General features: G+C 62.2%; 18 protein-coding genes. 6 read left to right on the top strand and 12 right to left on the bottom strand.

From position 1 onward, the window contains the following. Positions 1 to 167: 167 nt before the first annotated feature. The 10 genes from ACP7CJ_RS23955 to bioB form a co-directional block, all read right to left on the bottom strand. On the bottom strand, positions 168 to 1,946 hold the full coding sequence (locus ACP7CJ_RS23955; protein WP_276195170.1) for an acyl-CoA dehydrogenase C-terminal domain-containing protein: 1,779 nt from the start codon (positions 1,944 to 1,946) through the stop codon (positions 168 to 170). Between the two features lie 122 nt (positions 1,947 to 2,068). Next, the gene (locus tag ACP7CJ_RS23950) at positions 2,069 to 3,838 is read right to left on the bottom strand and encodes an acyl-CoA dehydrogenase C-terminal domain-containing protein (protein WP_426102314.1); all 1,770 of its coding nucleotides are present in this window, start codon (positions 3,836 to 3,838) and stop codon (positions 2,069 to 2,071) included. A 90-nt stretch (positions 3,839 to 3,928) separates the two neighbouring features. Continuing rightward, positions 3,929 to 5,218, bottom strand: a complete 1,290-nt coding sequence (locus ACP7CJ_RS23945; protein WP_276195172.1) for a GGDEF domain-containing protein — start codon at positions 5,216 to 5,218, stop codon at positions 3,929 to 3,931. Between the two features lie 204 nt (positions 5,219 to 5,422). After that, a complete protein-coding gene (locus ACP7CJ_RS23940) occupies positions 5,423 to 7,228 on the bottom strand; it encodes a phenylacyl-CoA dehydrogenase (protein WP_276195173.1) in 1,806 nt (601 codons plus the stop codon). Between the two features lie 249 nt (positions 7,229 to 7,477). Continuing rightward, the gene (locus ACP7CJ_RS23935; protein WP_426102312.1) at positions 7,478 to 7,759 is read right to left on the bottom strand and encodes a pyrroloquinoline quinone biosynthesis protein PqqE; all 282 of its coding nucleotides are present in this window, start codon (positions 7,757 to 7,759) and stop codon (positions 7,478 to 7,480) included. Between the two features lie 104 nt (positions 7,760 to 7,863). Further along, positions 7,864 to 8,544, bottom strand: coding sequence for a dethiobiotin synthase (bioD, locus tag ACP7CJ_RS23930; protein WP_426102310.1), 681 nt, complete (start codon positions 8,542 to 8,544; stop codon positions 7,864 to 7,866). Further along, positions 8,541 to 9,353, bottom strand: a complete 813-nt coding sequence (bioC, locus tag ACP7CJ_RS23925) for a malonyl-ACP O-methyltransferase BioC (RefSeq protein ID WP_426102308.1) — start codon at positions 9,351 to 9,353, stop codon at positions 8,541 to 8,543. Before bioC ends, bioD begins: the two co-directional genes overlap by 4 nt. Beyond that, positions 9,346 to 10,077, bottom strand: a complete 732-nt coding sequence (locus tag ACP7CJ_RS23920; RefSeq protein ID WP_426102306.1) for an alpha/beta fold hydrolase — start codon at positions 10,075 to 10,077, stop codon at positions 9,346 to 9,348. Before ACP7CJ_RS23920 ends, bioC begins: the two co-directional genes overlap by 8 nt. Further along, a complete protein-coding gene (gene bioF / locus ACP7CJ_RS23915) occupies positions 10,070 to 11,251 on the bottom strand; it encodes an 8-amino-7-oxononanoate synthase (protein WP_426102304.1) in 1,182 nt (393 codons plus the stop codon). Before bioF ends, ACP7CJ_RS23920 begins: the two co-directional genes overlap by 8 nt. Positions 11,252 to 11,395: 144 nt before the next feature. Next, positions 11,396 to 12,451 (bottom strand): biotin synthase BioB, encoded by a 1,056-nt coding sequence (bioB, locus tag ACP7CJ_RS23910; RefSeq protein WP_426102302.1) that lies wholly within the window; start codon positions 12,449 to 12,451, stop codon positions 11,396 to 11,398. Positions 12,452 to 12,543: 92 nt separating this feature from the next. On the opposite strand from bioB, the gene ACP7CJ_RS23905 reads away from it, so the two are divergent. The 5 genes from ACP7CJ_RS23905 to rarD all read left to right on the top strand — a co-directional run bounded on the left by ACP7CJ_RS23905 (position 12,544) and on the right by rarD (position 18,301). Next, the gene (locus ACP7CJ_RS23905) at positions 12,544 to 13,281 is read left to right on the top strand and encodes a ComF family protein (RefSeq protein WP_426102300.1); all 738 of its coding nucleotides are present in this window, start codon (positions 12,544 to 12,546) and stop codon (positions 13,279 to 13,281) included. A 58-nt stretch (positions 13,282 to 13,339) separates the two neighbouring features. Further along, complete coding sequence (locus ACP7CJ_RS23900; protein ID WP_276195181.1) at positions 13,340 to 14,104, top strand: TOBE domain-containing protein; 765 nt, start codon at positions 13,340 to 13,342, stop codon at positions 14,102 to 14,104. A 90-nt stretch (positions 14,105 to 14,194) separates the two neighbouring features. Next, complete coding sequence (locus tag ACP7CJ_RS23895) at positions 14,195 to 16,093, top strand: PhoX family protein (RefSeq protein WP_426102298.1); 1,899 nt, start codon at positions 14,195 to 14,197, stop codon at positions 16,091 to 16,093. 168 nt (positions 16,094 to 16,261) lie between these two features. After that, on the top strand, positions 16,262 to 17,236 hold the full coding sequence (locus ACP7CJ_RS23890) for a serine/threonine protein kinase (RefSeq protein ID WP_276195183.1): 975 nt from the start codon (positions 16,262 to 16,264) through the stop codon (positions 17,234 to 17,236). A gap of 180 nt (positions 17,237 to 17,416) precedes the next feature. Next, on the top strand, positions 17,417 to 18,301 hold the full coding sequence (gene rarD / locus ACP7CJ_RS23885) for an EamA family transporter RarD (RefSeq protein WP_276195184.1): 885 nt from the start codon (positions 17,417 to 17,419) through the stop codon (positions 18,299 to 18,301). A gap of 222 nt (positions 18,302 to 18,523) precedes the next feature. On the opposite strand, the gene ACP7CJ_RS23880 is transcribed toward rarD, so the two are convergent. Then, on the bottom strand, positions 18,524 to 19,042 hold the full coding sequence (locus ACP7CJ_RS23880) for a glycine cleavage system protein R (protein WP_247403160.1): 519 nt from the start codon (positions 19,040 to 19,042) through the stop codon (positions 18,524 to 18,526). Between the two features lie 389 nt (positions 19,043 to 19,431). On the opposite strand from ACP7CJ_RS23880, the gene ACP7CJ_RS23875 reads away from it, so the two are divergent. Then, entirely contained in the window at positions 19,432 to 21,609 is a 2,178-nt protein-coding gene (locus ACP7CJ_RS23875; RefSeq protein ID WP_426102296.1) for a malate synthase G, read from the top strand. A 174-nt stretch (positions 21,610 to 21,783) separates the two neighbouring features. Here ACP7CJ_RS23875 and ACP7CJ_RS23870 read toward each other — a convergent pair whose 3' ends face one another. Continuing rightward, positions 21,784 to 22,230 (bottom strand): response regulator, encoded by a 447-nt coding sequence (locus ACP7CJ_RS23870; RefSeq protein WP_247403154.1) that lies wholly within the window; start codon positions 22,228 to 22,230, stop codon positions 21,784 to 21,786. Between the last annotated feature and the right edge of the window lie 241 nt (positions 22,231 to 22,471).

The raw sequence follows: 22,471 nt of genomic DNA, 5'->3' as shown, positions 1-22,471 counted from the left end.
CATCCCTTTCACTCCGCCATCCTGGCAGAATCCTACGTGTCCGTGTTGTTGCTTTGCGCTTCCTGCGCGACGTCCATGTGAAGTAGATTATCCGTGGATCCAATTTGGCGATAGAGGACGATTAGCAGCACGTCATGTAAGAGAATGCTTACAAAGCCTCTACACCCTTAGAACAGGGACTCATCCAGCAAAAACAGCGATTCGCTACCGGCTTTTACAGACGCACTCAACGAGTGAATACGCGGCAGCAGACGGGCAAAGTAGAAGCGCGCAGTGCCCAGTTTGCTGGCGTAGAAGTCTTCCTCGGCCTCTTTACCCAGCGCCGCCTTGGCCATCATTGCCCACATATAGGCGTAGGCCATGTATCCGAATGCATGCAAATACTCCACCGAGGCCGCACCGATTTCATTCGGGTTGCTCTTGGCGCGATCCAGCACCCAGGCCGTCAATTCATCCAGGCTATCCACTGCGGCGTTGAGCGGCGTGGTGAACTCGGCCAGCTCCGCGCCTGCAGTGGCGGTGAACTGGCGGATCTCATCAGCGAACAAGGTGTAGAACGCACCGCCACTGCCGACGATCTTGCGTCCCATCAGGTCCAGGGCCTGAATGCCGTTGGTGCCTTCGTAGATCTGGGTGATGCGCACATCACGCACCAATTGCTCCTGGCCCCACTCGCGGATGTAACCGTGGCCGCCAAAGACTTGTTGGCCGAGCACCGTGGTTTCCAGGCCCAGATCGCTCAGGAATGCCTTGGCCACCGGGGTCAGCAAGGCTACCAGGCTATCCGCGCGCTCGCGGGCGGCGGTATCTTCGCTGAACTTGGCGATATCCAGCTGCATCGCCACATATGTGGAGAATGCACGGCCGCCTTCGTTCGACGCCTTCATGGTCAGCAGCATGCGACGCACGTCGGGGTGGACGATGATCGGGTCGGCGATTTTATCCTTGGCCTGCGCGCCGGTCGGCGCACGGCTCTGCAGGCGGTCGCGCGCGTATTCAATCGCGTTCTGGTAGGACCGCTCACCGGACGCCAGGCCTTGGATACCCACGCCCAGGCGCTCGTAGTTCATCATGGTGAACATCGCCGCCAGACCACGGTTCGGCTCACCCACCAGGTAACCCACGGCTTGGTCAAAGTTCATCACGCAGGTCGCCGAGGCCTGAATCCCCATCTTGTGTTCGATGGAGCCACAGCTCACCGGGTTACGCGCGCCCAGGCTGCCGTCGGCATTGACCATGAACTTCGGCACCAGGAACAACGAGATGCCCTTGGGACCGGCCGGGGCATCCGGCAGTTTGGCCAGCACCAGGTGGATGATGTTCTCGGTGAGGTCGTGTTCACCGCCGGTGATGAAGATCTTGGTGCCGCTGATGGTGTAGGAACCGTCAGCCTGCGGCTCGGCCTTGGTGCGGATAATCCCCAGATCAGTACCGGCATGGGCCTCGGTCAGGCACATGGAGCCGGCCCACTTGCCGGAGTACATATTCGGCAAGTAGGTTGCCTTGAGTACTTCACTCGCGTGGGTGTTGATCGATACACAAGCGCCGGAGGTCAGCATCGGGTACAGGCCGAAGGCCAGGCTCGACGAGTTGATCATCTCTTCAACCTGCGCCGAGACCGCCTTGGGCATGCCCATGCCGCCAAAGGCCGGATCACCGCCCACGCCCACCCAACCGCCTTCGGCGTAGGTGGTGTAGGCCTGTGGAAAACCGTCCGGGGTGCTGACAACGGTGTCTGCCCAGCGGCAGCCCTGTTCATCGCCGCTGCGGCTGAGCGGGGCGATGGATTTGGCGGTGACTTTGCCGGCTTCTTCGAGGATTGCCTCAACGGTTTCGACGTCGACCGTGTCTGCCAATGCCGGCAATTGGGCCCAAAGTGTGGCGACCTCAAACACTTCGTTGAGGACGAAGCGCATATCACGCAGCGGCGCTTTGTAATCAGCCATGGCAAACCTCGTGAGAACGTAAAAAGTGATTCGATAGGGTCGGTTTTACAGGCGCCGAGTGTACCCGAACAACTTTTCAGACACATAGGGTCCACTTGTGACCGATTGGTATTTTTAGGTCATCACAAGCCAAATGCCTCCGCGGGCAGACTCATCAGGCACTCGCTGCCCGCCTCCACGGCGGCCCGATGGGTGGCGGTGCGTGGCAATAAGCGCTTGAAGTAAAAGTCGCAGGTGGCCAGCTTGGCCTTGGCAAACTCGGCATCATCATGCGTCTGCGCCGCGATCGCCATGCGCAGCCACAGATAGGCGAGGATGATGTAGCCGCTGTACATCAAGTAGTCCACCGCAGCAGCGCCCACTTCGTCAGGGTTTTTCATCGCGGCCAGCCCGACCTTGGTTGTCAGCTCACCCCATTGCTGGTTCAGTTGATCGAGTTGCGCCACATACGCCGTGAGCTGCGCATGCTCGGCATTCGCCTCGCAGAACTTATGCACAATCCGCGTAAAACCGCGCAGCAGCTTGCCCTGGCTGCCCAGCACCTTGCGCCCCAGCAAGTCGAGCGCCTGAATGCCGTTGGTGCCTTCGTAGATCGGCGCAATCCGGCAATCGCGCACCAACTGCTCCATGCCCCACTCGCGAATAAAACCATGGCCGCCGAACACCTGCATGCCGTGGTTGGTCACCTCCAGCCCGGTGTCGGTCATAAAGGCTTTGCAGATCGGCGTAAGGAACGCCAGCAGGTCTTCGGCTTCCTGGCGCTGGCCGGCGTCGCGGCTCAAGTGCGCGGTGTCGAGCAGTTGCGCGGTGAAATAGGTCAGCGCCCGGTTGCCTTCGTTGAACGCCTTCATGGTCAGCAGCATGCGCCGCACGTCGGGGTGGACGATGATCGGGTCGGCAGCTTTTTCCGGGGCCTTGGCGCCGGTCAGCGCGCGCATTTGCAAGCGGTCGTTGGCGTATTTGACCGCGCCCTGAAAGCTCGCTTCGCCATTGCACAGCCCTTGCATCCCGGTGCCGAGGCGCGCGTGGTTCATCATGGTGAACATGCAGTTGAGGCCTTTGTTCGCCTCGCCGATCAAAAAGCCCTTGGCAGCGTCGAAGTTCAGCACGCAGGTGGCCGAGGCCTTGATCCCCATCTTGTGCTCGATGGAGCCGCAATGTACCGCGTTGCGCTCGCCCGAATCCGCATGGAACTTGGGCACGATAAACAGCGAGATGCCTTTGGTGCCGGCCGGGGCATCCGGCAGCTTGGCCAGCACCAGGTGGATGATGTTGGCGCTCAGGTCGTGCTCACCGGCGGAGATGAATATCTTGCTGCCGCTGACCGCATAGCTGCCATCCGCCTGGGGCACGGCGCGGGTCTTGATCAGGCCCAGGTCGGTGCCGCAATGGGCTTCGGTCAGGCACATGGTGCCGGTCCATTCGCCGGCGGTGAGTTTGCTCAGGTAGGTGGCTTTCTGTTCGTCGGTGCCGTGGGCGTGGATCGCCGACATCGCGCCGTGCGTCAGCCCTGGGTACATGCCCCAGGACGTGTTGCTGGAGCCGATCATCTCGCTGAGCACCAGCCCGAGAGATTGCGGCAAGCCTTGGCCACCGTAGGCCGGGTCGGCCGCCACGCCGTGCCAGCCACCTTGCACATACTGGGCGAACGCTTCCTTGAAGCCCTTGGGCGTGGTCACCACACCTTTGTCGAAATGGCAGCCTTCTTCATCGCCGCTGCGGTTGAGTGGCGCGAGTACGTTCTCGCAAAATTTCGCACCTTCTTCGAGGATCGCGCTGACCATGTCCGGGCTGGCGTCTGTCGCGCCGAGGGCGGCGTAGTGAGCGTGGAAATCAAACACGTTGTCGATCAGAAAGCGCATGTCGCGCAGGGGAGCTTTGTACTCAGGCATGGCAATGTCTCCGGCAGCAGATGGTTTCAACCTACTGCCGGCCGCCGCCGCGAACAATTACTGTAGAGCCGCTGAATACAGCGCTATCACTCAACCGGCAGCACTCTGCGTGCGCACCGCGCCACGGCGGGTTTGCCCGGCCGCGACCACGCAGTTACGCCCGGCGCCCTTGGCGGCATACAGCGCCTGGTCGGCGGATTTGAGCACCTCTTCGGACGTGCGGTGCTCGGCCTGGCGCTCGGCCACGCCGATGCTGACGGTCACCGACACACTCGACGCACCGCTGCCCGCGCGCCGCTGGCGGCCTTGCAGGTCATCCTGCGGGCGGTCCGGGTTGCGCAGCTTGATGTCGTAGTTGGCGATGATCTCGCGGAGTTCTTCCAAGTGCGGCATGCACTCATCCAGGGTCTTGCCGGCAAACACCACGGCGAACTCTTCACCGCCATAACGGTAGGCGCGTCCGCCGCCATTGACCTTCGACAGCTTGCTGGCCACCAGGCGCAGCACTTGGTCCCCTACGTCGTGACCATGGGTGTCGTTAAAGCGTTTGAAGTGGTCGACGTCGCTCATCGCGAGCACATAGTTGCGTCCCAGCCGCTGCATGCGCTCGTTGAGCGCGCGCCGCCCAGGCAGGCCGGTCAGCTCGTCGCGAAACGCCATTTGATACGCCTCGTGAGCCACCGCGGCCGCAATCGTCAGCATCACCTGGCTGCACATGATGTTCAGGGTGAACGGCAGGATAAACGTCTGCGGCAACATCCAGAACAGCCCGATCAACCCCACCATCTGCGCCGCGTGCAACGGACGCGGTTGGTACCAGTACTGCGCCGCCAAGGTCAGAAAACCGATCAGGAACATCGGGTATGACAGCTGGATCAGGCTCATCCAGGTGCCATGCAGCGCCGGCCAGCGGATTTCCGCCAGCCAGTTCAGCAGCGCCTGGGGATAACTTTGCTCCAGGGCCAACGCCACGCTGCCGATCGCCAGCAGCACCGCACAGCGCGCGACAAAATCACGGAACAAGTGGGTTTTTTCCTGCCACAGCGCATAGATGCTGAACAGCAGCGGCAGCAACAGGCAACACAAGTGGAACACCACGGCGGCGTCTTCGCGCACGCGGCCGTTGTCGCGGTAGAAGTCGGTCTGGGTATCGAGCAGGAAGTAGGCGATATACACCGTGATCATCAGGAACAGTTCGCGCTGGCGACGATAGACCGCGCAATACGAACCGCCGAGCAACAGCACCAGGGTCGGCAACACGTTGAACAGCGAGGTAAAGAAGACGTTGAGATCTTTGACATACGCAGCCGAGAGCCCGGCCAGTAACAGCAGCAGTGAAGGTAGGAAATGACTGAAACGTAAAGCGGACGCGCGTGACAAGGGTAAAACTCCGACCCGCCAGGAATGATGGCACTGTGCCACAGTTCAGACAGTTAAACATACCCTGCCAGGCTTGTATCACATTGCCATCACTGTAACGGCAGACCATCGCAATCCCTGAGCGCTGCGCTGTGTTTTTTATCGCGCAAAAAAAACCGCCGCCCCGAGAAGGAGCGACGGTTTTTCAAGTGGGCTCGGTGAGGCTTAGTAAGCCAGGCCGAAGTCCTCTTCTTTCATGTCCATCAGGTTGTTGGCGCCCGACAGCATGGTGACCACGTGAGTACGGGTACGCGGCAGGATGCGCTGGAAGTAGAAGCGCGCGGTCTGCAGCTTGGCGGTGTAGAACGCCGCTTCGCTGGTGCCGGCTGCCAGTTTCTCGGCCGCCAGGCGCGCCATGTCGGCCCAGAAGTAAGCCAGGCAGGCATAACCGGAGTACATCAGGTAGTCCACCGAAGCGGCACCGACTTCTTCACGGTCTTTCATCGCCGCCATGCCGACCTTCATGGTCAACTCGCCCCACTCTTTGTTCAGCGCAGCCAGCGGCGTCACGAACTCTTGGACCGCTTCGTTGCCTTCGTTGGCCTGGCAGAACTTGTGCACGATCTTGGTGAAGCCCTTGAGCGCTTCGCCTTGGGTCATCAGCACTTTACGGCCGAGCAGGTCCAGCGCCTGGATGCCGGTGGTGCCTTCGTACAGCATCGAAATGCGGCTGTCGCGCACGTTCTGCTCCATGCCCCACTCGGCGATGAAGCCGTGACCGCCGTAGATCTGCACGCCGTGGTTGGCGGATTCAAAACCGACTTCGGTCATGAACGCCTTGGCGATCGGGGTCATGAATGCCAGCAGGCCATCGGCCTGTTTCTTGGCTTCGTCGTCGGTGCCGTACTTGACGATGTCCACTTGCTTGGCGGTGAAGTACACCATCGCACGGTTACCTTCAGCGAAGGCTTTCATGGTCAGCAGCATGCGGCGCACGTCGGGGTGGACGATGATCGGGTCGGCGGCCTTGTCCGGCGCTTTCGGGCCAGTCAGGGAACGCATTTGCAGGCGGTCACGCGCATATTTCAGGCCGCCCTGGAAGCCGATTTCAGCGTGGGCCAGGCCTTGCAGCGCGGTGCCCAGGCGAGCGGTGTTCATAAAGGTGAACATGCAGTTCAGGCCTTTGTTCGCCGGGCCGATCAGAAAACCGGTGGCCGCGTCGAAGTTCATCACGCAGGTGGCGTTACCGTGGATGCCCATCTTGTGTTCCAGGGAACCACAGGTCACCGCGTTGCGCGCACCGATCGAGCCATCGGCGTTCGGCAGGAATTTAGGCACGATAAACAGCGAGATACCTTTGGTGCCGGCCGGTGCGTCCGGCAGGCGGGCCAATACGATGTGGACGATGTTATCGGCCATGTCGTGTTCGCCGGCCGAGATGAAGATCTTGGTGCCGGAGACTTTATAGGTACCGTCGGCCTGAGGTTCGGCCTTGGTGCGCAGCATGCCCAGGTCGGTGCCGCAGTGTGGCTCGGTCAGGCACATGGTGCCGGTCCATTCGCCCGACACCAGTTTGGTCAGGTAGGCCTCTTGCTGCTCGGGGGTGCCGTGCTCGGAGATGGTGTTCATCGCACCATGGGACAGGCCTGGGTACATACCCCACGACCAGTTGGCTTCGCCGACCATTTCGCTGACTGCCAGGCCCAGGGATTCCGGCAGGCCTTGGCCACCGTGCTCCACGTCGTGGGCCAGGCTCGGCCAGCCACCTTCGACGAACTGCTTGTAGGCTTCTTTGAAACCAGTAGGGGTCTTAACGCCTGACTCGCTCCAGGTACACCCTTCGATGTCACCCACACGGTTCAACGGTGCCAGTACTTGCTCACAGAACTTGGCGCCTTCTTCGAGAATGGCGTCAACCATGTCCGGAGTAGCGTCCTGGCAAGCCGGCAGGCTCTGATAGTGCGCTTCATAGCCGAGCAGTTCGTCACGAACGAAGCGAATATCACGCAAGGGGGCCTTGTAGTCAGGCATAGCGATAAACCTCTGCTGATGTATCTGGGATGAACAACCGCGTGGGATTTGTTGTTGCGGTCAAACAGGTGTTTGAAACATACGTTTACGACCTGGGGATGTCAAGCGTCGTCCCGCTGCCGTTTGTCATGACGCGGCTCAACAGCGCGCACGACAATGCCTGCGGCGAGGCGCCACAAGGGTTATCAGAAAAAACAGACGATGTAGGCGCTAGCGGTGTACCGGGTACACCGCATTGCCATAGGGAGGTCAGGCGAAGGTGTCGATCAACGTGCCGAGCATTTGATCGGAAGCCTTGGCGACTTTCGCACCCAGCTCCACTTGAAACTTGCCTTGGGCCATTTCGACCATATTGCTCGCCGAGTTGGTCGGCTGGGCGCGGTCATTGGCCTGCAGAAGGTCGCTCTGGGCGGCCGACGGCTGGGTAGTGGCGGCGCTGGCAATCCTGCCGGCTGCCTGGTCGACACGGCTCTGCCCGGCTTGAATCGTACTCAAGCCTGAATAAAACGCGCTGCTGCCAGAGATTTCCATGGCGTGGACCTGCTGAGAGAATCGTGAAGTTGAATTGAAGCAGACATTCTGGCAAAAGGCCCGTCAAAAACACTAATGGCACAATGCCTTGCCGATAGCCAAAATCAGTCAAGCAGGTCCAGTTGCAGGTACTCGGCCACCGCGTCGCTGCCGGCGTGCTTGAGTTTGGGCACCCGGCCCAGGCACGGCGCGGGCAAGCGTTCGGCCAGGGTGGCGAGGTTTTCTTCCAGACGAGAGGTCTTCGGGTCGATGATATTCGCCACCCAACCGGCCAGCGACAGGCCGTCGCGGGCGATGGCTTCGGCCGTGAGCAGCGCATGGCTGATGCAACCCAGGCGCACACCCACCACCAGGATCACCGGCAATTGCAGCGCCATGGCCAGGTCGGACAGGTTGTCCTGATCGGCCAACGGCACACGCCAGCCGCCCGCGCCTTCGATCAGGGTGAAATCGGCTTTTCGGTCGAGTATCTGCTGCATGGGTTTGAGCAGCGATTGCACCGTCAGCGCAACGCCCGCCTCGCGCGCAGCCAGGTGCGGCGCGATGGCCGGTTCGAACGCCACCGGGTTGACCTCGGCGTAGCTCAACGGCAACGAACACTCGGCCAGCAGCGCCAGCGCATCGGCGTTGCGCAAGCCTTTGGCGGTAACCTGGCAACCGGAAGCCACTGGCTTGCCGGCGGCGGTGCTTTTGCCGGCCAGGCGCGCGGCATGCAGCAGGCCGGCGGCGATGGTGGTCTTGCCGACATCCGTATCGGTGCCGGTGATGAAATAAGCGGCGCTCATAGCGGTTTCTCCAGCACGGCGTACACCACTTGGTAGGTGGCCGGCAGGCCCTGGGCCTGGCGGAACTGCTCGTAGGCGTCGATCAGTGCAACCATCCGCGCGCGGCCGGTCAACCCGCCCGGCCGCCCCGGGTTGAGATTGTGCGCACCGAGCGCTTTCAACTCATGGGTCAGGCTGCGCACATCCGGGTAATGCAACACATGGGCACGCCGCTCCAGGCTCAGTACCTGGAAGCCGCTGGCCGCGCATAGCTGTTGATAGGCCTCGAAGGTGCGGAAGCGGTTGACGTGGACCAGCCCGTCCGCCGCCCGCCAGCTTTCGCGCAACTCGTCCAATGTACCCACGCACAAGCTGGCGAAGGCCAGCATGCCGCCCGGTTGCAGCACGCGATAGGCCTCGCTGAGCACTGCCGCGAAATCCGCGCACCATTGCACCGCCAGGCTGGAGAAGATCAGCCCGCAACTGGCCGCCTGCAACGGCAGGCGCTCGGCATCACCGGCGATGAAATGCTGCGCGCCGCCCAACGGCCGCGCATGGTTGAGCATGCCTTGGGCAATATCCAGCGCCACACCTTGGCCGGCAGGCAGCCGATCGCCCAACACGCGGCTGAAATAGCCGGTGCCGCAGCCCATGTCCAACCAGCGTTGCGCGCAGCAGGCCGCCGGCAGACGGGCCAGCAGTTCATGCCCCACCGCCCGCTGCAACTCGGCCACGCTGTCGTAACTGGCGGCGGCACGGGAAAAGGATGCCGCCACCTGGCGCTTGTCCGGCAACGCACCCGGCAGGTAGGCATGGGCTAAATCAGTCATCAACGCACTCGTGCAAAAAAGCCTGGATGGCCCCCGCTACACCGTGGGGGTCCTCCAGGGGAAAAGCGTGACCGGCCTGTTCAATCAGGCCGATTTCGACATCGGGAAGCAGGCTCAGCAGATCGCTGGCGGCTTCGGCGGGCACCAACTCATCCAGGCCCGCGAACAGATGCAATTGCGGGCCGCGATAGCCCATCAAGGCCTCGCGGGTGTCCAGTTGAGCCAGCAGCTCAAGGCCGTTCATCAACACGTTCGACGGCGTATTCGGCGCCCCACTGACCAGCAAACGCGCCAGCCCGCGCGGGTCTGCGGCGCCTTTGGCACACAACAGGCCGAAACGCTTGAGGGTGACCTGGGAGTCGGCATGGCAACCGGCGAGGAACGCATCGAAGGTTTCGCCAGGCATCGCGTTCGGCCAGCCATCATGGGCGACGAAACACGGATTGCTCGCCAGGGTCAGCAACCCGCAACAACGCTCGCCGCGTCGCGCAGCCAGCTCCGAAGCGAGCATGCCGCCCAAAGACCAGCCACCGAGCCAGGCGTTGTCCGGCAAGGTCGCGTCGAGTTCGTCGAGCCATTCGCCCAGGTCGCTGGAGCCCAACGCCGGCAACGGCTCGATCTGTACGCGCAGGTGTTCGTTCAGGCCGTGCAGTGCGGCGGCCAAGGGTTCCAGCGGCGAAACGCCGAGGCCCCAGCCGGGCAGCAATATCAGTCGATCACGCATGGTCGGGCTCCGTGGCACCTGACAAGCGGAAACACTCTTCCAATGCGTTTAACAATAGTTGCACCTGCGCCGCACTGTGGGCCGCCGTCAGCGTCACGCGCAAACGGGCGCTGCCGGCGGGCACGGTGGGCGGGCGGATCGCCGTGACCATCAGGCCGCGCTCGCGCAACATCCGCGACAACGCCATGGCCTTGGCACTCTCGCCGATGAGGATCGGCTGAATCGGCGTAAAGCTGTCCATCAGCGTCAGGCCGATCTGCTCGGCGCCCTGGCGGAACTGGCGGATCAGGCTGTTGAGGTGCTCGCGTCGCCAATGCTCGGTACGCAGCAGCTCCAGGCTTTTCAGGGTGGCGCAGGCCAGGGCCGGGGGTTGGCTGGTGGTATAGATGTAGGGCCGGGCGAATTGGATCAGGCTTTCGATCAACTCTTCACTGCCCGCGACAAAGGCGCCGGCAGTGCCGAACGCTTTGCCCAGGGTGCCGACCAGTACCGGCACGTCTTCCTGGCTCAAGCCGAAATGCTCGACGATGCCGCCGCCGTTCGCGCCCAGCGGGCCGAAGCCATGGGCGTCGTCCACCATCAACCAGGCGCCTTTGGCCCGCGTTTCACGGGCCAGCGCCGGCAAGTCGGCCAGGTTGCCGTCCATGCTGAACACGCCATCGGTGACCACCAGGGTATTGCCGGTGGCTTTCTCCAGGCGCTTGGCCAGGCTGGCGGCGTCGTTGTGCAGGTAGCGATTGAAGCGCGCCCCGGACAACAGGCCAGCATCCAGCAATGAGGCATGGTTGAGACGGTCTTCCAGCACCGTATCGCCCTGCCCCACCAGCGCTGTGACCGCGCCGAGGTTGGCCATGTAGCCGGTGGTAAACAGCAACGCGCGCGGGCGCCCGGTAAGGTCGGCCAGGGCTTCTTCCAGTTCATGGTGCGGCGTGGCATGCCCGACCACCAAGTGCGAAGCGCCACCGCCCACGCCCCAACGGGACGCACCGGCACGCCAGGCCTCGATCACCTGCGGGTGATTGGCCAGGCCCAGGTAATCGTTATTGCAGAACGCCAGTAACGGTTGACCGTCCACCACCACTTCCGGGCCTTGCGGGCTGTCCAGCAGTGGGCGGTGGCGGTAAAGGTGTTCGGCACGACGGGCAGCGAGACGCGCGGCGAGATCGAAAGACATGCAGGCCTCGGATTGGCAGGTTCAACTCGGTCAGAAAATGTGCGAGGGAGCTTGCTCCCGATGGCGGCGTATCAGTATGAAATGCATTAACTGACCCACCGCTATCGGGAGCAAGCTCCCTCCCACATTTGGATCGCATTTGGATCAGACGGCGGCGTTGTAGAACTGCTCGCTGCTTTTCTGCTCCACCAACGCTTGCTCGATCGCCGCCTGGTGCACTTCATCGGCGTGCTCTTGACGCGCTTCCGGCAGGATGCCCAGGCGCGAGAACAGTTGCATGTCCTTGTCGGCCTGCGGGTTGGCGGTGGTCAGCAGTTTGTCGCCGTAGAAGATCGAGTTGGCGCCAGCGAAGAATGCCAGGGCCTGCATCTGTTCGTTCATCGCCTCACGGCCGGCCGACAGGCGCACATGCGATTGCGGCATCAGGATGCGCGCCACCGCCAGCATGCGGATGAAGTCGAACGGGTCGATGTCCTCGGCGTTTTCCAGCGGCGTCCCGGCCACCTTCACCAGCATGTTGATCGGCACCGACTCCGGATGCTCCGGCAGGTTGGCCAGTTGGATCAGCAGGTTGGCGCGGTCGTCGAGGGACTCGCCCATGCCGAGAATGCCGCCGGAGCAGATCTTCATCCCCGAATCACGCACGTAGGCCAGGGTTTGCAGACGCTCGGCATAGGTGCGGGTAGTGATGATCGAACCGTAGAATTCCGGCGACGTATCGAGGTTGTGGTTGTAGTAGTCGAGGCCGGCCTGGGCCAGGGCTTCGGTCTGGTCCTGGTCGAGACGGCCGAGGGTCATGCAGGTTTCCAGGCCCATGGCCTTCACGCCTTCGACCATCTGCAGCACATAGGGCATGTCTTTGGCCGACGGATGTTTCCACGCCGCGCCCATGCAGAAGCGGGTCGAACCGATGGCCTTGGCGCGGGCTGCCTCTTCGAGGACCTTCTGCACTTCCATCAGCTTTTCTTTTTCCAGGCCGGTGTTGTAGTGGCCCGACTGCGGACAATATTTGCAATCTTCCGGGCAGGCGCCGGTTTTGATCGACAGCAGGGTCGACACCTGCACACGGTTGGCATCGAAATGCGCGCGGTGCACGGTCTGCGCCTGGAACAACAGGTCATTGAACGGTTGCACGAACAGTGCTTTGACTTCAGCTAGGGACCAATCGTGACGCAGGGTGGCAGTGGTGCGGGCGCTCATGGGCGATTCCTTGATTATGCTTTGGCAAGCGCTGCGGGAAGGGCAATACCCACAGACACGACACGGATGCTCGGCATATTTAAGGAAGATTCATGCACTGTCAACCTGGACACAAACACCAAGTTTACATATGGTCAAAAAACACACAGCACTGTTTAATCTGCGACGAAGCGACTGAGTCAGCCGATTGTGTGTGCAACGTCTGCGAAACCGAGCTGCCCTGGCTGATGGAGCAGTGCGAGGTCTGCGCCCTGCCCTTGCCGATGGACGGCCTGATCTGCGGCCAGTGCCAGAAACACCCACCGGCCTTTAAACAGGTCATCGCCGCCTGGACCTACAGCTTCCCCATCGACACGCTGATCAGCCGGTTCAAGCATCAGGCACGCTGGCCCCTCGGGCATCTGCTGGGCCGTTTGCTGGGACGCCACCTGCAACACCGCTTCGACAACACCGAACTGCCGCGCCCCGACTGCCTGTTGCCCGTGCCCATGGCGCGCAAACGCCTGCGCGAGCGCGGCTATAACCAGGCGCTGATGCTGGCGCGCTGGCTCAGCGCGGAGCTGCACATTGCCTACGATGAACACCTGTTGTTACGCCCGCATGAAACCGTCGCGCAACAGGCGCTCGACGCCAAGACCCGCCAACGCAACCTGCGCGGCGCCTTCGCCCTGGCGCGCGACATACCGGTACACGACCGCCACTTTGCGCTGGTCGACGACGTGCTCACCACCGGCGCGACCGCCCACAGCCTGGCACGCCTGTTGATGGACGCCGGGGCGCGACAGGTTGACGTGTACTGCCTGGCCCGCACGCCCAAACCGGGCGCCTGACTTGACTCCGCCCGGCCTTGCCCGCAACGTTCCGCCCATCCCATCGAAGCGTAGTCCCATGTCTCTGCCGACCTCCCTCAGCCAACACATCATCCGCCGCCCCCAGCGCATCGCCTTGCTGGCGCATATCGCCGAGCAGGGTTCGATCACCCGCGCGGCGAAGAGCGCCGGCTTGAGCTACAAGGCTGCCTGGGACGCCATCGACGAACTGAACAACCTCGCGCAAAACCCGCTGGTGGAACGCAGCGTTGGCGGCAAGGGCGGCGGCGGCGCCAAGCTGACGGCCGAAGGTGAGCGCGTGCTGCGCCTCTATCAGCGCCTGCAAGTGTTACAGGCCGAAGTGCTCGGCTCGGACGAAGCCGCCAGCGACTTCAACCTGCTGGGCCGCTTGATGCTGCGCACCAGTGCGCGCAACCAACTGCATGGCCAGGTCGTCGCCATCGAGCGCCACGGCCGCAATGATCTGATCCGCCTGCAACTGGCCGGCGGCCTGGCGCTGGACGCGCAGATCACCCACGACAGCACGCAACGGCTGGAGCTGGAAGCCGGCGTTGAAGTGGTCGCCCTGATCAAGGCCGGCTGGCTGGAAGTGTGCGCCAGCGAGCACCCCGAAACACCCGGACACAATTGCCTGATCGGCAGCGTCGACGCCATTCTCGACGCCGAGGACGGCCCCAGCGAGGTGCGGATTGCCCTGCCCAACGGCCAGGTGCTTTGCGCCCTGGCCCAGCCCCACGCGCTCAAGACCCTGGGCGCCGCCGAAGGCCAACCGATCCAGGTGCAATTCGCGCCGAGCAATGTGTTGCTCGGCACACCCGTCTAGGCGCTGGCCCGGCGGCGCGCGCCTTCAAACTGCAACAATTTCGTCACGCCCGCTCCTTAAGGTGTCTGCAAAAACCGCAGGGAGCCTGACATGAGCCTATTAGAAGAAAACCAAGCCACCGACCTCGAACAAATGGTCGGCCTCACCCGCCGCCGCTTTATCGGCGCTGGTGCCCTGTGCGGTGCCGCAATGTTCCTCGGCGGCAACCTGCTGACCCGCAGCGCCCTGGCCGTGAATGCCGCCAACGCCAGCCCGCTGCTGGGGTTCGCCAGCATCGCCGCCGCCACCAGCGACAGCATTACCCTGCCGCCCGGCTACAGCGCCTCGGTGCTGATCAGTTGGGGCCAGCCGCTGCACAAGAACGCCCCGGCGTTCGACCCCTCCGGCAACGGCACGGCCAAGGCCCAGGAGCAGCAGTTCGGCGACAACAACGACGGCATGAGCCTGTTCGCCTTCCCCGGTGACGACAACCGCGCGCTGATGGCGATCAACAACGAATACACCAACTACCGCTACCTCTTCGCCCACGGCGGCGCGCCGCAATCGGCCGAAGACGTGCGCAAGGCCCAGGCCAGCGAAGGCGTGTCGGTGATCGAAGTGCGCCGCCAGGGCGACACCTGGCAGTTCGTCCAGGACTCGCGCTACAACCGGCGCATCCACGGTAACTCGCCGATCCGCCTCAGCGGCCCGGCGGCCGGCCATGATTGGCTGAAAACCAGCGCCGACAAATCCGGCAAGAAAGCCCTCGGCACCTTCCAGAACTGCGCCAACGGCAAGACGCCGTGGGGCACTTATCTGACGTGCGAAGAGAACTTCACCGACTGTTTCGGCAGCAGCAACCCACAGCAAGCCTTCGACGCCGGGCAAAAGCGCTACGGCGTGGTCGCGGCCAGCAAAGACATCAACTGGCACCTACACGACCCGCGTTTCGATATGGCCAAGCACCCCAACGAGCTCAATCGCCATGGCTGGGTGGTGGAAATCGACCCGTTCGACCCACAGTCCACGCCCGCCAAACGCACCGCCCTCGGCCGCTTCAAGCATGAAAACGCCGCCCTAGCGGAAACCCGCGACGGCCGCGCCGTGGTGTACATGGGCGACGACGAGCGCGGCGAGTTCATCTACAAGTTCGTCAGCCGCGACCCGATCAATCACCAGAACCCCAAGGCCAACAAAGACCTGCTCGACCACGGCACGCTGTTTGTTGCGATCTTCGACGCGGGCGACGGCAACGCCGACCACCCCAAGGGCAAAGGCCAGTGGGTCGAGCTGACCCATGGCAAAAACGGCATCGACGCCAGCACAGGTTTTGCCGGCCAGGCCGAAGTGCTGATCCACGCACGCCAGGCCGCCAGTGTGGTGAAAGCCACGCGCATGGACCGCCCGGAATGGATCGTGGTCAGTCCCACCGACGGCCAGGTCTATTGCACCCTGACCAACAACGCCAAGCGTGGCGAAGACGGCCAGCCGGTAGGCGGTCCCAACCCGCGCGAGAAAAACGTCTACGGCCAGATCCTGCGCTGGAAGGCCAATGCCGATGACCACGGCGCCGCCGATTTCACCTGGGATCTGTTTGTGGTCGCCGGCAATCCCGGCGTGCATGCCGGTACGCCGAAGGGCGGCTCGTCCAACATCAACCCGCAGAACATGTTCAACAGCCCCGACGGCCTGGGTTTCGACAACGCCGGGCGCCTGTGGATCCTGACCGACGGCGACTACAGCAACAGCGGCGACTTCGCCGGCATGGGCAATAACCAGATGCTCTGCGCCGACCCGAGCACCGGAGAAATCCGTCGCTTCATGGTCGGGCCGGTGGCGTGCGAGGTGACCGGGATCAGCTTCTCGCCGGATCAGAAGACCTTGTTCGTGGGGATTCAGCATCCAGGGGAAACCGGTGGTTCGACCTGGCCGGAGCATCTGCCCAATGGCAAGCCGCGGTCGTCGGTGATGGCGATTCGGCGGGATGATGGTGGGATTGTCGGGGCCTGATAGACCGTCATCGGGGGCAAGCCCCCTCCCACAGTTGAAGGTATTCACAAATCAAAATGTGGGAGGGGGCTTGCTCCCGATAGCAATGGCACAGCCGCCCCCTATCTCAAGCCCGGTGCGTTACCATACCGGGTCGGACGCGGCGCCCTGCTGCGCGCAGGAGTTTGCATGGCCCATCCGTTTGAAACACTCACCCCCGACCTGGTACTCGATGCAGTCGAAAGTATCGGCTTCCTCAGCGATGCGCGCGTGTTGGCGCTCAACAGCTACGAAAACCGTGTGTATCAGGTCGGCATCGAAGACTCAGAACCGCTGATCGCCAAGTTCTACCGGCCACAGCGCTGGACCAACGAGGCGATCCTCGAAGAACACAGCTTTACCTTCGAGCTGGCCGAGTGCGATGTGCCGGTGGTCGCGCCGATGATCCATAACGGCGCCAGCCTGTTCGAACACGCCGGGTTCCGCTTCGCCCTGTTTCCGCGCCGTGGCGGCCGGGCGCCGGAGCCGGGCAATCTGGACCAGCTCTATCGCCTTGGCCAGTTACTCGGGCGCTTGCACGCGGTCGGCGCGACCCGTCCGTTCGAACACCGCGAAGCCCTGGGTGTGAAGAACTTCGGTCACGATTCCCTGGCCACCCTGCTCGAAGGCAACTTCATTCCCAAAAGCCTGCTGCCGGCCTACGAGTCCGTGGCCCGCGACCTGCTCAAGCGCGTGGAAGAGGTGTACAAGGCCACGCCGCACAAGAACATCCGCATGCACGGCGATTGCCACCCCGGCAACATGATGTGCCGCGATGAGATGTTCCACATCGTCGACCTCGATGACTGCCGCATGGGCCCCGCCGTACAGGACCTGTGGATGATGCTTGCCGGCGACCGTCAGGAATGCCTGGGCCAGTTGTCGGAGTTGATGGACGGCTACCAGGAATTCCACGATTTCGACCCGCGTGAACTGGCGCTGATCGAACCGCTGCGCGCCTTGCGCCTGATGCACTACAGCGCCTGGCTGGCACGGCGCTGGGATGACCCGGCGTTCCCGCACAGCTTTCCGTGGTTCGGCAGCGAGCGGTATTGGGGTGATCAGGTGCTGGCGTTGCGCGAACAGTTGTCGGCGCTCAACGAAGAACCGCTGAAACTGTTCTGACGGCTGTGCTTCCTGTGGGAGGGGGCTTGCTCCCGATAACGGTGTGTCAGTATCGGATGAGCCGACTGATGTACCGCTATCGGGAGCAAGCCCCCGCCCACATAAAACACTGCAGGCCCCACGAGCGGAAAAATATCCTTACAATCGCGCTTTGTTAGCTGCCTAAGCAAGGATTCTGCAATGCACGCCGCCAACCCCCGCAAGGGGTACATCCTGGGCCTGAGTGCCTATGTCATCTGGGGTCTCTTCCCGCTCTACTTCAAAGCTATCGCCAGTGTCCCCGCCGCCGAAATCATCGTGCATCGCGTGCTGTGGTCAGCGCTGTTCGGCACGCTGCTGCTGATGGTCTGGAAACACCCCGGCTGGTTCCGCGAACTGCGCGATAACCCCCAGCGCCTGGCGATCCTGGCCCTCAGCGGCTCGTTGATTGCGGCTAACTGGCTGACCTATGTGTGGTCGGTGAACAGCGGACGCATGCTCGAGGCCAGCCTGGGTTACTACATCAACCCACTGGTGAACGTGTTGCTCGGCATGCTGCTCCTCGGCGAACGCCTGCGCCGCCTGCAATGGGTCGCCGTCGGGCTGGCAGCGGTGGGTGTGGCGCAGCAGGTGTGGCAGGTGGGCAGTTTGCCGTGGGTGTCGCTGGTGCTGGCGCTGACCTTCGGCTTCTACGGCCTGATCCGTAAGCAGGCGCCGGTCAAGGCGCTGCCGGGGCTGGTGGTGGAAACCTGGATGCTGGTGCCGATCGCCGTCGCCTGGTTGCTGTTCAACCCATCGGCACACAGCGCGCAACTGGCATTCTGGAGTACGTCCGAAGCCTGGTGGCTGGTGGCCGCCGGCCCGGTGACGCTGATCCCGCTGGTGTGTTTCAACGCCGCCGCACGGCACTTGCCCTACACCGCCCTGGGCTTTTTGCAGTACGTGGCGCCGACACTGGTGCTGCTCGAAGCGGTGCTGCTGTTTGGGGAACAACTGGCGCCAAGCACACTGATCGCCTTCGCCTTTATCTGGGCCGGCCTGGTGGTCTACAGCCTGGACGCATGGCTGACGGTGCGTAAACGCTGATCAAATAACGTACAAAACTCTGCAAGCCACAGCCTGCCTGGCTTGCAGACATCCACCCCAAGGTTATCCACAGCCTGATCCCCGCCATTTGTGTACAAGCCCTTGAAACTGCTCGTTTTTTGCTCAGGTGACGGATACGCCCGGCCGGCGTGGCCTGGCGCCGGGTCTCTACAGGTTATCCACAGACCCATGCAAGATTTCCATGCATAACCTTGTGGGTGGTTATTCCTCGCTGCGCAGTTCCAACTCCACCATCAAATCATCGGCCAGGGTTTCCAGCGCCGCTTGCAGGGTGTCCAGCGCCAGGCCCGCCGGCACGGCCAGTGACGCATCGGCGTGGAACAGTGGGTCGCCGCTCATCGGCGCCGGGCGCACGTCGGTGCTCAGGCGTTCGAGGTTTACCCCCTGCTTGCTCAACAACGCGGTGATCTCACGCACGATCCCCGGCCGGTCGTTGCCCACCAGTGTCATGGTGATCGGTTTGGACGCTGCCGCCTGCGCGGCGCTACTCTCGCCCACCAGCACACGGATGCCGTGTGTGGATAAGTCCTCCAGTGCATTCACCAGGGCCTGACGGTTCTCGGCGGGAACACTGACCCGCAGAATCCCGGCAAACTGCCCGGCCATGTGCGCCATGCGGCTCTCCAGCCAGTTGCCGCCGTGGGCCGCAATGTTCTGCGCGATGCGTTCAACCAGGCCGGGTTTGTCGGCGGCAATGATAGTGAGTACAAGATGGTCCATGGCGAAGCCCTCTGGAATTCAATCTACAAGGTGGACGCAGATGCCCTCGAAGACAAATCGTGTACCATTTTTATATTTATCTGGAACAATCCATCGCTTTCTTGAGAACATCCGATACCCCACTGTGACCATACGACCAAAGTGGGTCGCTAAACGACGTATTTAGTCTAATTTTCACAACCGCAAGTCATCATGTAGTATGCGCAATCGCGCACTACATAAACGTTGGGTCGATGTCTGCCACGGCAACCTTGCTCCGCGACACAGCCTGCCCAGCCGCCTTCATAGGCATGTACCGGCGCAGCGTGCCTGCGGTTTAAATGGCCAGAGGCTTCATTGGTAAATTGAAAAGCTGAAAAGCGCATAAGCTCCGTAGAGTGAGGCAAGCAATGACTGAACACGTTCAAGTCGGTGGCCTGCAGGTCGCCAAAGTCCTGTTCGACTTCGTGAACAACGAAGCCATTCCCGGTACCGGCGTCACTGCCGACCAGTTCTGGGCCGGCGCCGACAAGGTCATCCACGACCTGGCACCGAAGAACAAAGCCCTACTCGCCAAACGCGACGATTTCCAAGCGCGGATCGACACCTGGCACCAGACTCACGCTGACCAGGCGCATGACCCGGTGGCCTACAAAGCCTTCCTGCAAGATATCGGATACCTGCTGCCAGAAGCCGCAGACTTCCAGGCCTCGACCCAAAACGTCGATGACGAAATCGCCCGTATGGCCGGCCCCCAACTGGTCGTGCCGGTGATGAACGCCCGTTTCGCCCTCAACGCCTCCAATGCGCGCTGGGGCTCGCTGTATGACGCGCTGTATGGCACCGACGCCATCAGCGAAGCCGACGGCGCCGAAAAGGGCCAGGGCTACAACAAGGTGCGCGGCGACAAGGTCATCGCCTTCGCCCGCGCCTTCCTCGACGAAGCCGCACCGCTCAGCGCCGGCAGCCACGTCGATTCCACCGGCTACAAGATCGTTGACGGCAAACTCGTGGTCAGCCTCAAAGGCGGCAGCAACAGCGGCCTGCGCGACGATGCCCAGTTGATCGGCTTCCAGGGCGACAGCGCCCAACCGATTGCAGTCCTGCTCAAACACAACGGCCTGCATTTCGAAATCCAGATCGATGCCAGCACCCCGGTCGGCCAGACCGACGCGGCCGGCGTCAAAGACGTGCTGATGGAAGCCGCGCTGACCACCATCATGGACTGCGAAGACTCCGTCGCCGCCGTCGATGCCGATGACAAAGTGGTGATCTACCGCAACTGGCTCGGCCTGATGAAAGGCGACCTGGCCGAAGAAATGGCCAAGGGCGGCAAGACCTTCACCCGCACCATGAACGCCGACCGCGTCTACACCGGCGTGGATGGCCAGGACGTAACGCTGCACGGTCGCTCGCTGCTGTTCGTGCGCAACGTTGGCCACTTGATGACCATCGACGCGATCCTCGACAAAAACGGCAACGAAGTACCCGAAGGCATTCTCGACGGCCTGCTCACCAGCCTGGCCGCGATCCACAGCCTCAACGGCAACAGCAGCCGCAAGAACAGCCGCACCGGTTCCGTGTACATCGTGAAACCGAAGATGCACGGCCCGGAAGAAGCCGCGTTCACCAACGAACTGTTCGGCCGCATCGAAGACGTGCTGAACCTGCCGCGCAACACGCTCAAAGTCGGGATCATGGACGAGGAACGCCGCACTACGGTCAACCTCAAGGCCTGCATCAAGGCCGCCAGCGAGCGCGTGGTGTTTATCAACACCGGCTTCCTCGACCGCACCGGCGATGAAATCCACACCTCCATGGAAGCCGGCGCGATGGTGCGCAAGGCCGCGATGAAGACGGAAAAATGGATCAGCGCCTACGAAAACTGGAACGTCGATATCGGCCTGGCCACCGGCCTGCAAGGCCGTGCGCAGATCGGTAAAGGCATGTGGGCCATGCCCGACCTGATGGCGGCGATGCTCGAACAGAAAATCGCCCACCCACTGGCCGGCGCCAACACCGCCTGGGTGCCATCGCCGACAGCGGCGGCGCTGCACGCGTTGCACTACCACAAGGTCGACGTGTTCGCGCGCCAGGCCGAACTGGCCAAGCGCGAGCGTGCGTCGCTGGACGATATCCTGACCATCCCATTGGCCAGCAACCCCAACTGGTCGGACGAAGAAATCCGCAACGAGCTGGACAACAACGCCCAGGGCATCCTCGGCTATGTGGTGCGCTGGATCGACCAGGGCGTCGGCTGCTCGAAAGTGCCGGACATCAACGACATCGGCCTGATGGAAGACCGCGCCACCCTGCGCATCTCCAGCCAGCACATCGCCAACTGGCTGCGCCACGGCGTTGTCACTCAGGACCAGGTGATGGAAAGCCTCAAGCGCATGGCGCCGGTGGTGGACCGTCAGAATGCCGGGGATGCGCTGTACCGTCCGCTGGCACCGGATTTCGACAGCAACATCGCGTTCCAGGCGGCGGTGGAGTTGGTGATTGAAGGGACCCAGCAACCCAATGGTTATACCGAGCCGGTGTTGCACCGCAGGCGTCGGGAGTTCAAGGCTAAAAACGGCCTGTAAATGAAAAAGCCCTGATCTTGCGATCAGGGCTTTTTCTTTGAGGCTTGTGGTGACCGCAATGGCGCTATCGGGGGCAAGCCCCCTCCCACAGTTGACCGCGTACATCCTGTAGGAATGCAGCTAACTGTGGGAGGGGGCTTGCCCCCGATGAGGCCTTTACATACACCGCAAAAATCAGGAAGCCATCCCCAACTCCCGCTTCACCAACTTCGCCAACTTCACGCTATCAATCGGCTTGAGCAAAAAGTCCACCACGCTCAAATGCATCGCATCGATCACATCTGGCGCTTCGGCGTCCCCGGACATGATGATGATCGGCAACGCCGCTCGGGTAGAACTGCGCACCTGGCGAATCAACTGGAGGCCATTGCTCGGCGCCATGCGCAGGTCGGTGATCAGCAAGCCAATGGAACTGCTCGACTCCAGCAGTTTCCACGCCGTTTCACCACTCTCAGCGGTCATGCAGCGAATACCGTCCAGGCCCAGGATCTCCGCCAGCAGTTCGCGCGCGTCCTTGTCGTCGTCGACAATCAACACGCGTTGTGGCGGTAAATCAGGCTCCAGCATCACGGCGCTCAGCGCCTCGCGCTCGGCATCACTCAAAATATCGTGGTCGGACATACGGTTCTCAGCTAGCTCTCATCAATCTCCCTGCACACTCGTCAGACATCTGCGGAAGGCCGAACAATGTGCACTTCGTCGGAAAGTTTGCCTAGTGGGCGTTCTACGGGGTTTGGACGATAGTCATGTAAGGTTTTTCCCTAGTTATGCGCCGTTTTCATCGACCTAGACTTACGTCCAATGGGCACCCGCCGTGCAGGAGTCGACCATGCAGAACGATAACGACAAAAACATCGCGGTC

It is taken from the genome of Pseudomonas sp. PSPC3-2 (genome assembly GCF_049897085.1).
Taxonomy (GTDB): Bacteria; Pseudomonadota; Gammaproteobacteria; order Pseudomonadales; family Pseudomonadaceae; genus Aquipseudomonas; species Aquipseudomonas paraveronii.
Note: the sequence above shows the minus strand (reverse complement) of the source record. Positions and strands in the feature narration are given on the sequence as shown.

What these genes read in the sequence shown, in the direction of transcription:
- ACP7CJ_RS23905 (WP_426102300.1), top strand. Translation starts at nt 12,544, where the DNA reads ATGCACTGTCAACCTGGACACAAACACCAAGTTTACATATGGTCAAAA.
- ACP7CJ_RS23875 (WP_426102296.1), top strand. Translation starts at nt 19,432, where the DNA reads ATGACTGAACACGTTCAAGTCGGTGGCCTGCAGGTCGCCAAAGTCCTG.
- ACP7CJ_RS23880 (WP_247403160.1), bottom strand. Translation starts at nt 19,042, where the DNA reads ATGGACCATCTTGTACTCACTATCATTGCCGCCGACAAACCCGGCCTG.
- ACP7CJ_RS23935 (WP_426102312.1), bottom strand. Translation starts at nt 7,759, where the DNA reads ATGGAAATCTCTGGCAGCAGCGCGTTTTATTCAGGCTTGAGTACGATT.
- bioB (WP_426102302.1), bottom strand. Translation starts at nt 12,451, where the DNA reads ATGAGCGCCCGCACCACTGCCACCCTGCGTCACGATTGGTCCCTAGCT.
- ACP7CJ_RS23920 (WP_426102306.1), bottom strand. Translation starts at nt 10,077, where the DNA reads ATGCGTGATCGACTGATATTGCTGCCCGGCTGGGGCCTCGGCGTTTCG.
- ACP7CJ_RS23890 (WP_276195183.1), top strand. Translation starts at nt 16,262, where the DNA reads ATGGCCCATCCGTTTGAAACACTCACCCCCGACCTGGTACTCGATGCA.
- bioF (WP_426102304.1), bottom strand. Translation starts at nt 11,251, where the DNA reads ATGTCTTTCGATCTCGCCGCGCGTCTCGCTGCCCGTCGTGCCGAACAC.
- ACP7CJ_RS23950 (WP_426102314.1), bottom strand. Translation starts at nt 3,838, where the DNA reads ATGCCTGAGTACAAAGCTCCCCTGCGCGACATGCGCTTTCTGATCGAC.
- ACP7CJ_RS23900 (WP_276195181.1), top strand. Translation starts at nt 13,340, where the DNA reads ATGTCTCTGCCGACCTCCCTCAGCCAACACATCATCCGCCGCCCCCAG.
- ACP7CJ_RS23955 (WP_276195170.1), bottom strand. Translation starts at nt 1,946, where the DNA reads ATGGCTGATTACAAAGCGCCGCTGCGTGATATGCGCTTCGTCCTCAAC.
- bioD (WP_426102310.1), bottom strand. Translation starts at nt 8,544, where the DNA reads ATGAGCGCCGCTTATTTCATCACCGGCACCGATACGGATGTCGGCAAG.
- ACP7CJ_RS23870 (WP_247403154.1), bottom strand. Translation starts at nt 22,230, where the DNA reads ATGTCCGACCACGATATTTTGAGTGATGCCGAGCGCGAGGCGCTGAGC.
- bioC (WP_426102308.1), bottom strand. Translation starts at nt 9,353, where the DNA reads ATGACTGATTTAGCCCATGCCTACCTGCCGGGTGCGTTGCCGGACAAG.
- ACP7CJ_RS23940 (WP_276195173.1), bottom strand. Translation starts at nt 7,228, where the DNA reads ATGCCTGACTACAAGGCCCCCTTGCGTGATATTCGCTTCGTTCGTGAC.
- rarD (WP_276195184.1), top strand. Translation starts at nt 17,417, where the DNA reads ATGCACGCCGCCAACCCCCGCAAGGGGTACATCCTGGGCCTGAGTGCC.
- ACP7CJ_RS23895 (WP_426102298.1), top strand. Translation starts at nt 14,195, where the DNA reads ATGAGCCTATTAGAAGAAAACCAAGCCACCGACCTCGAACAAATGGTC.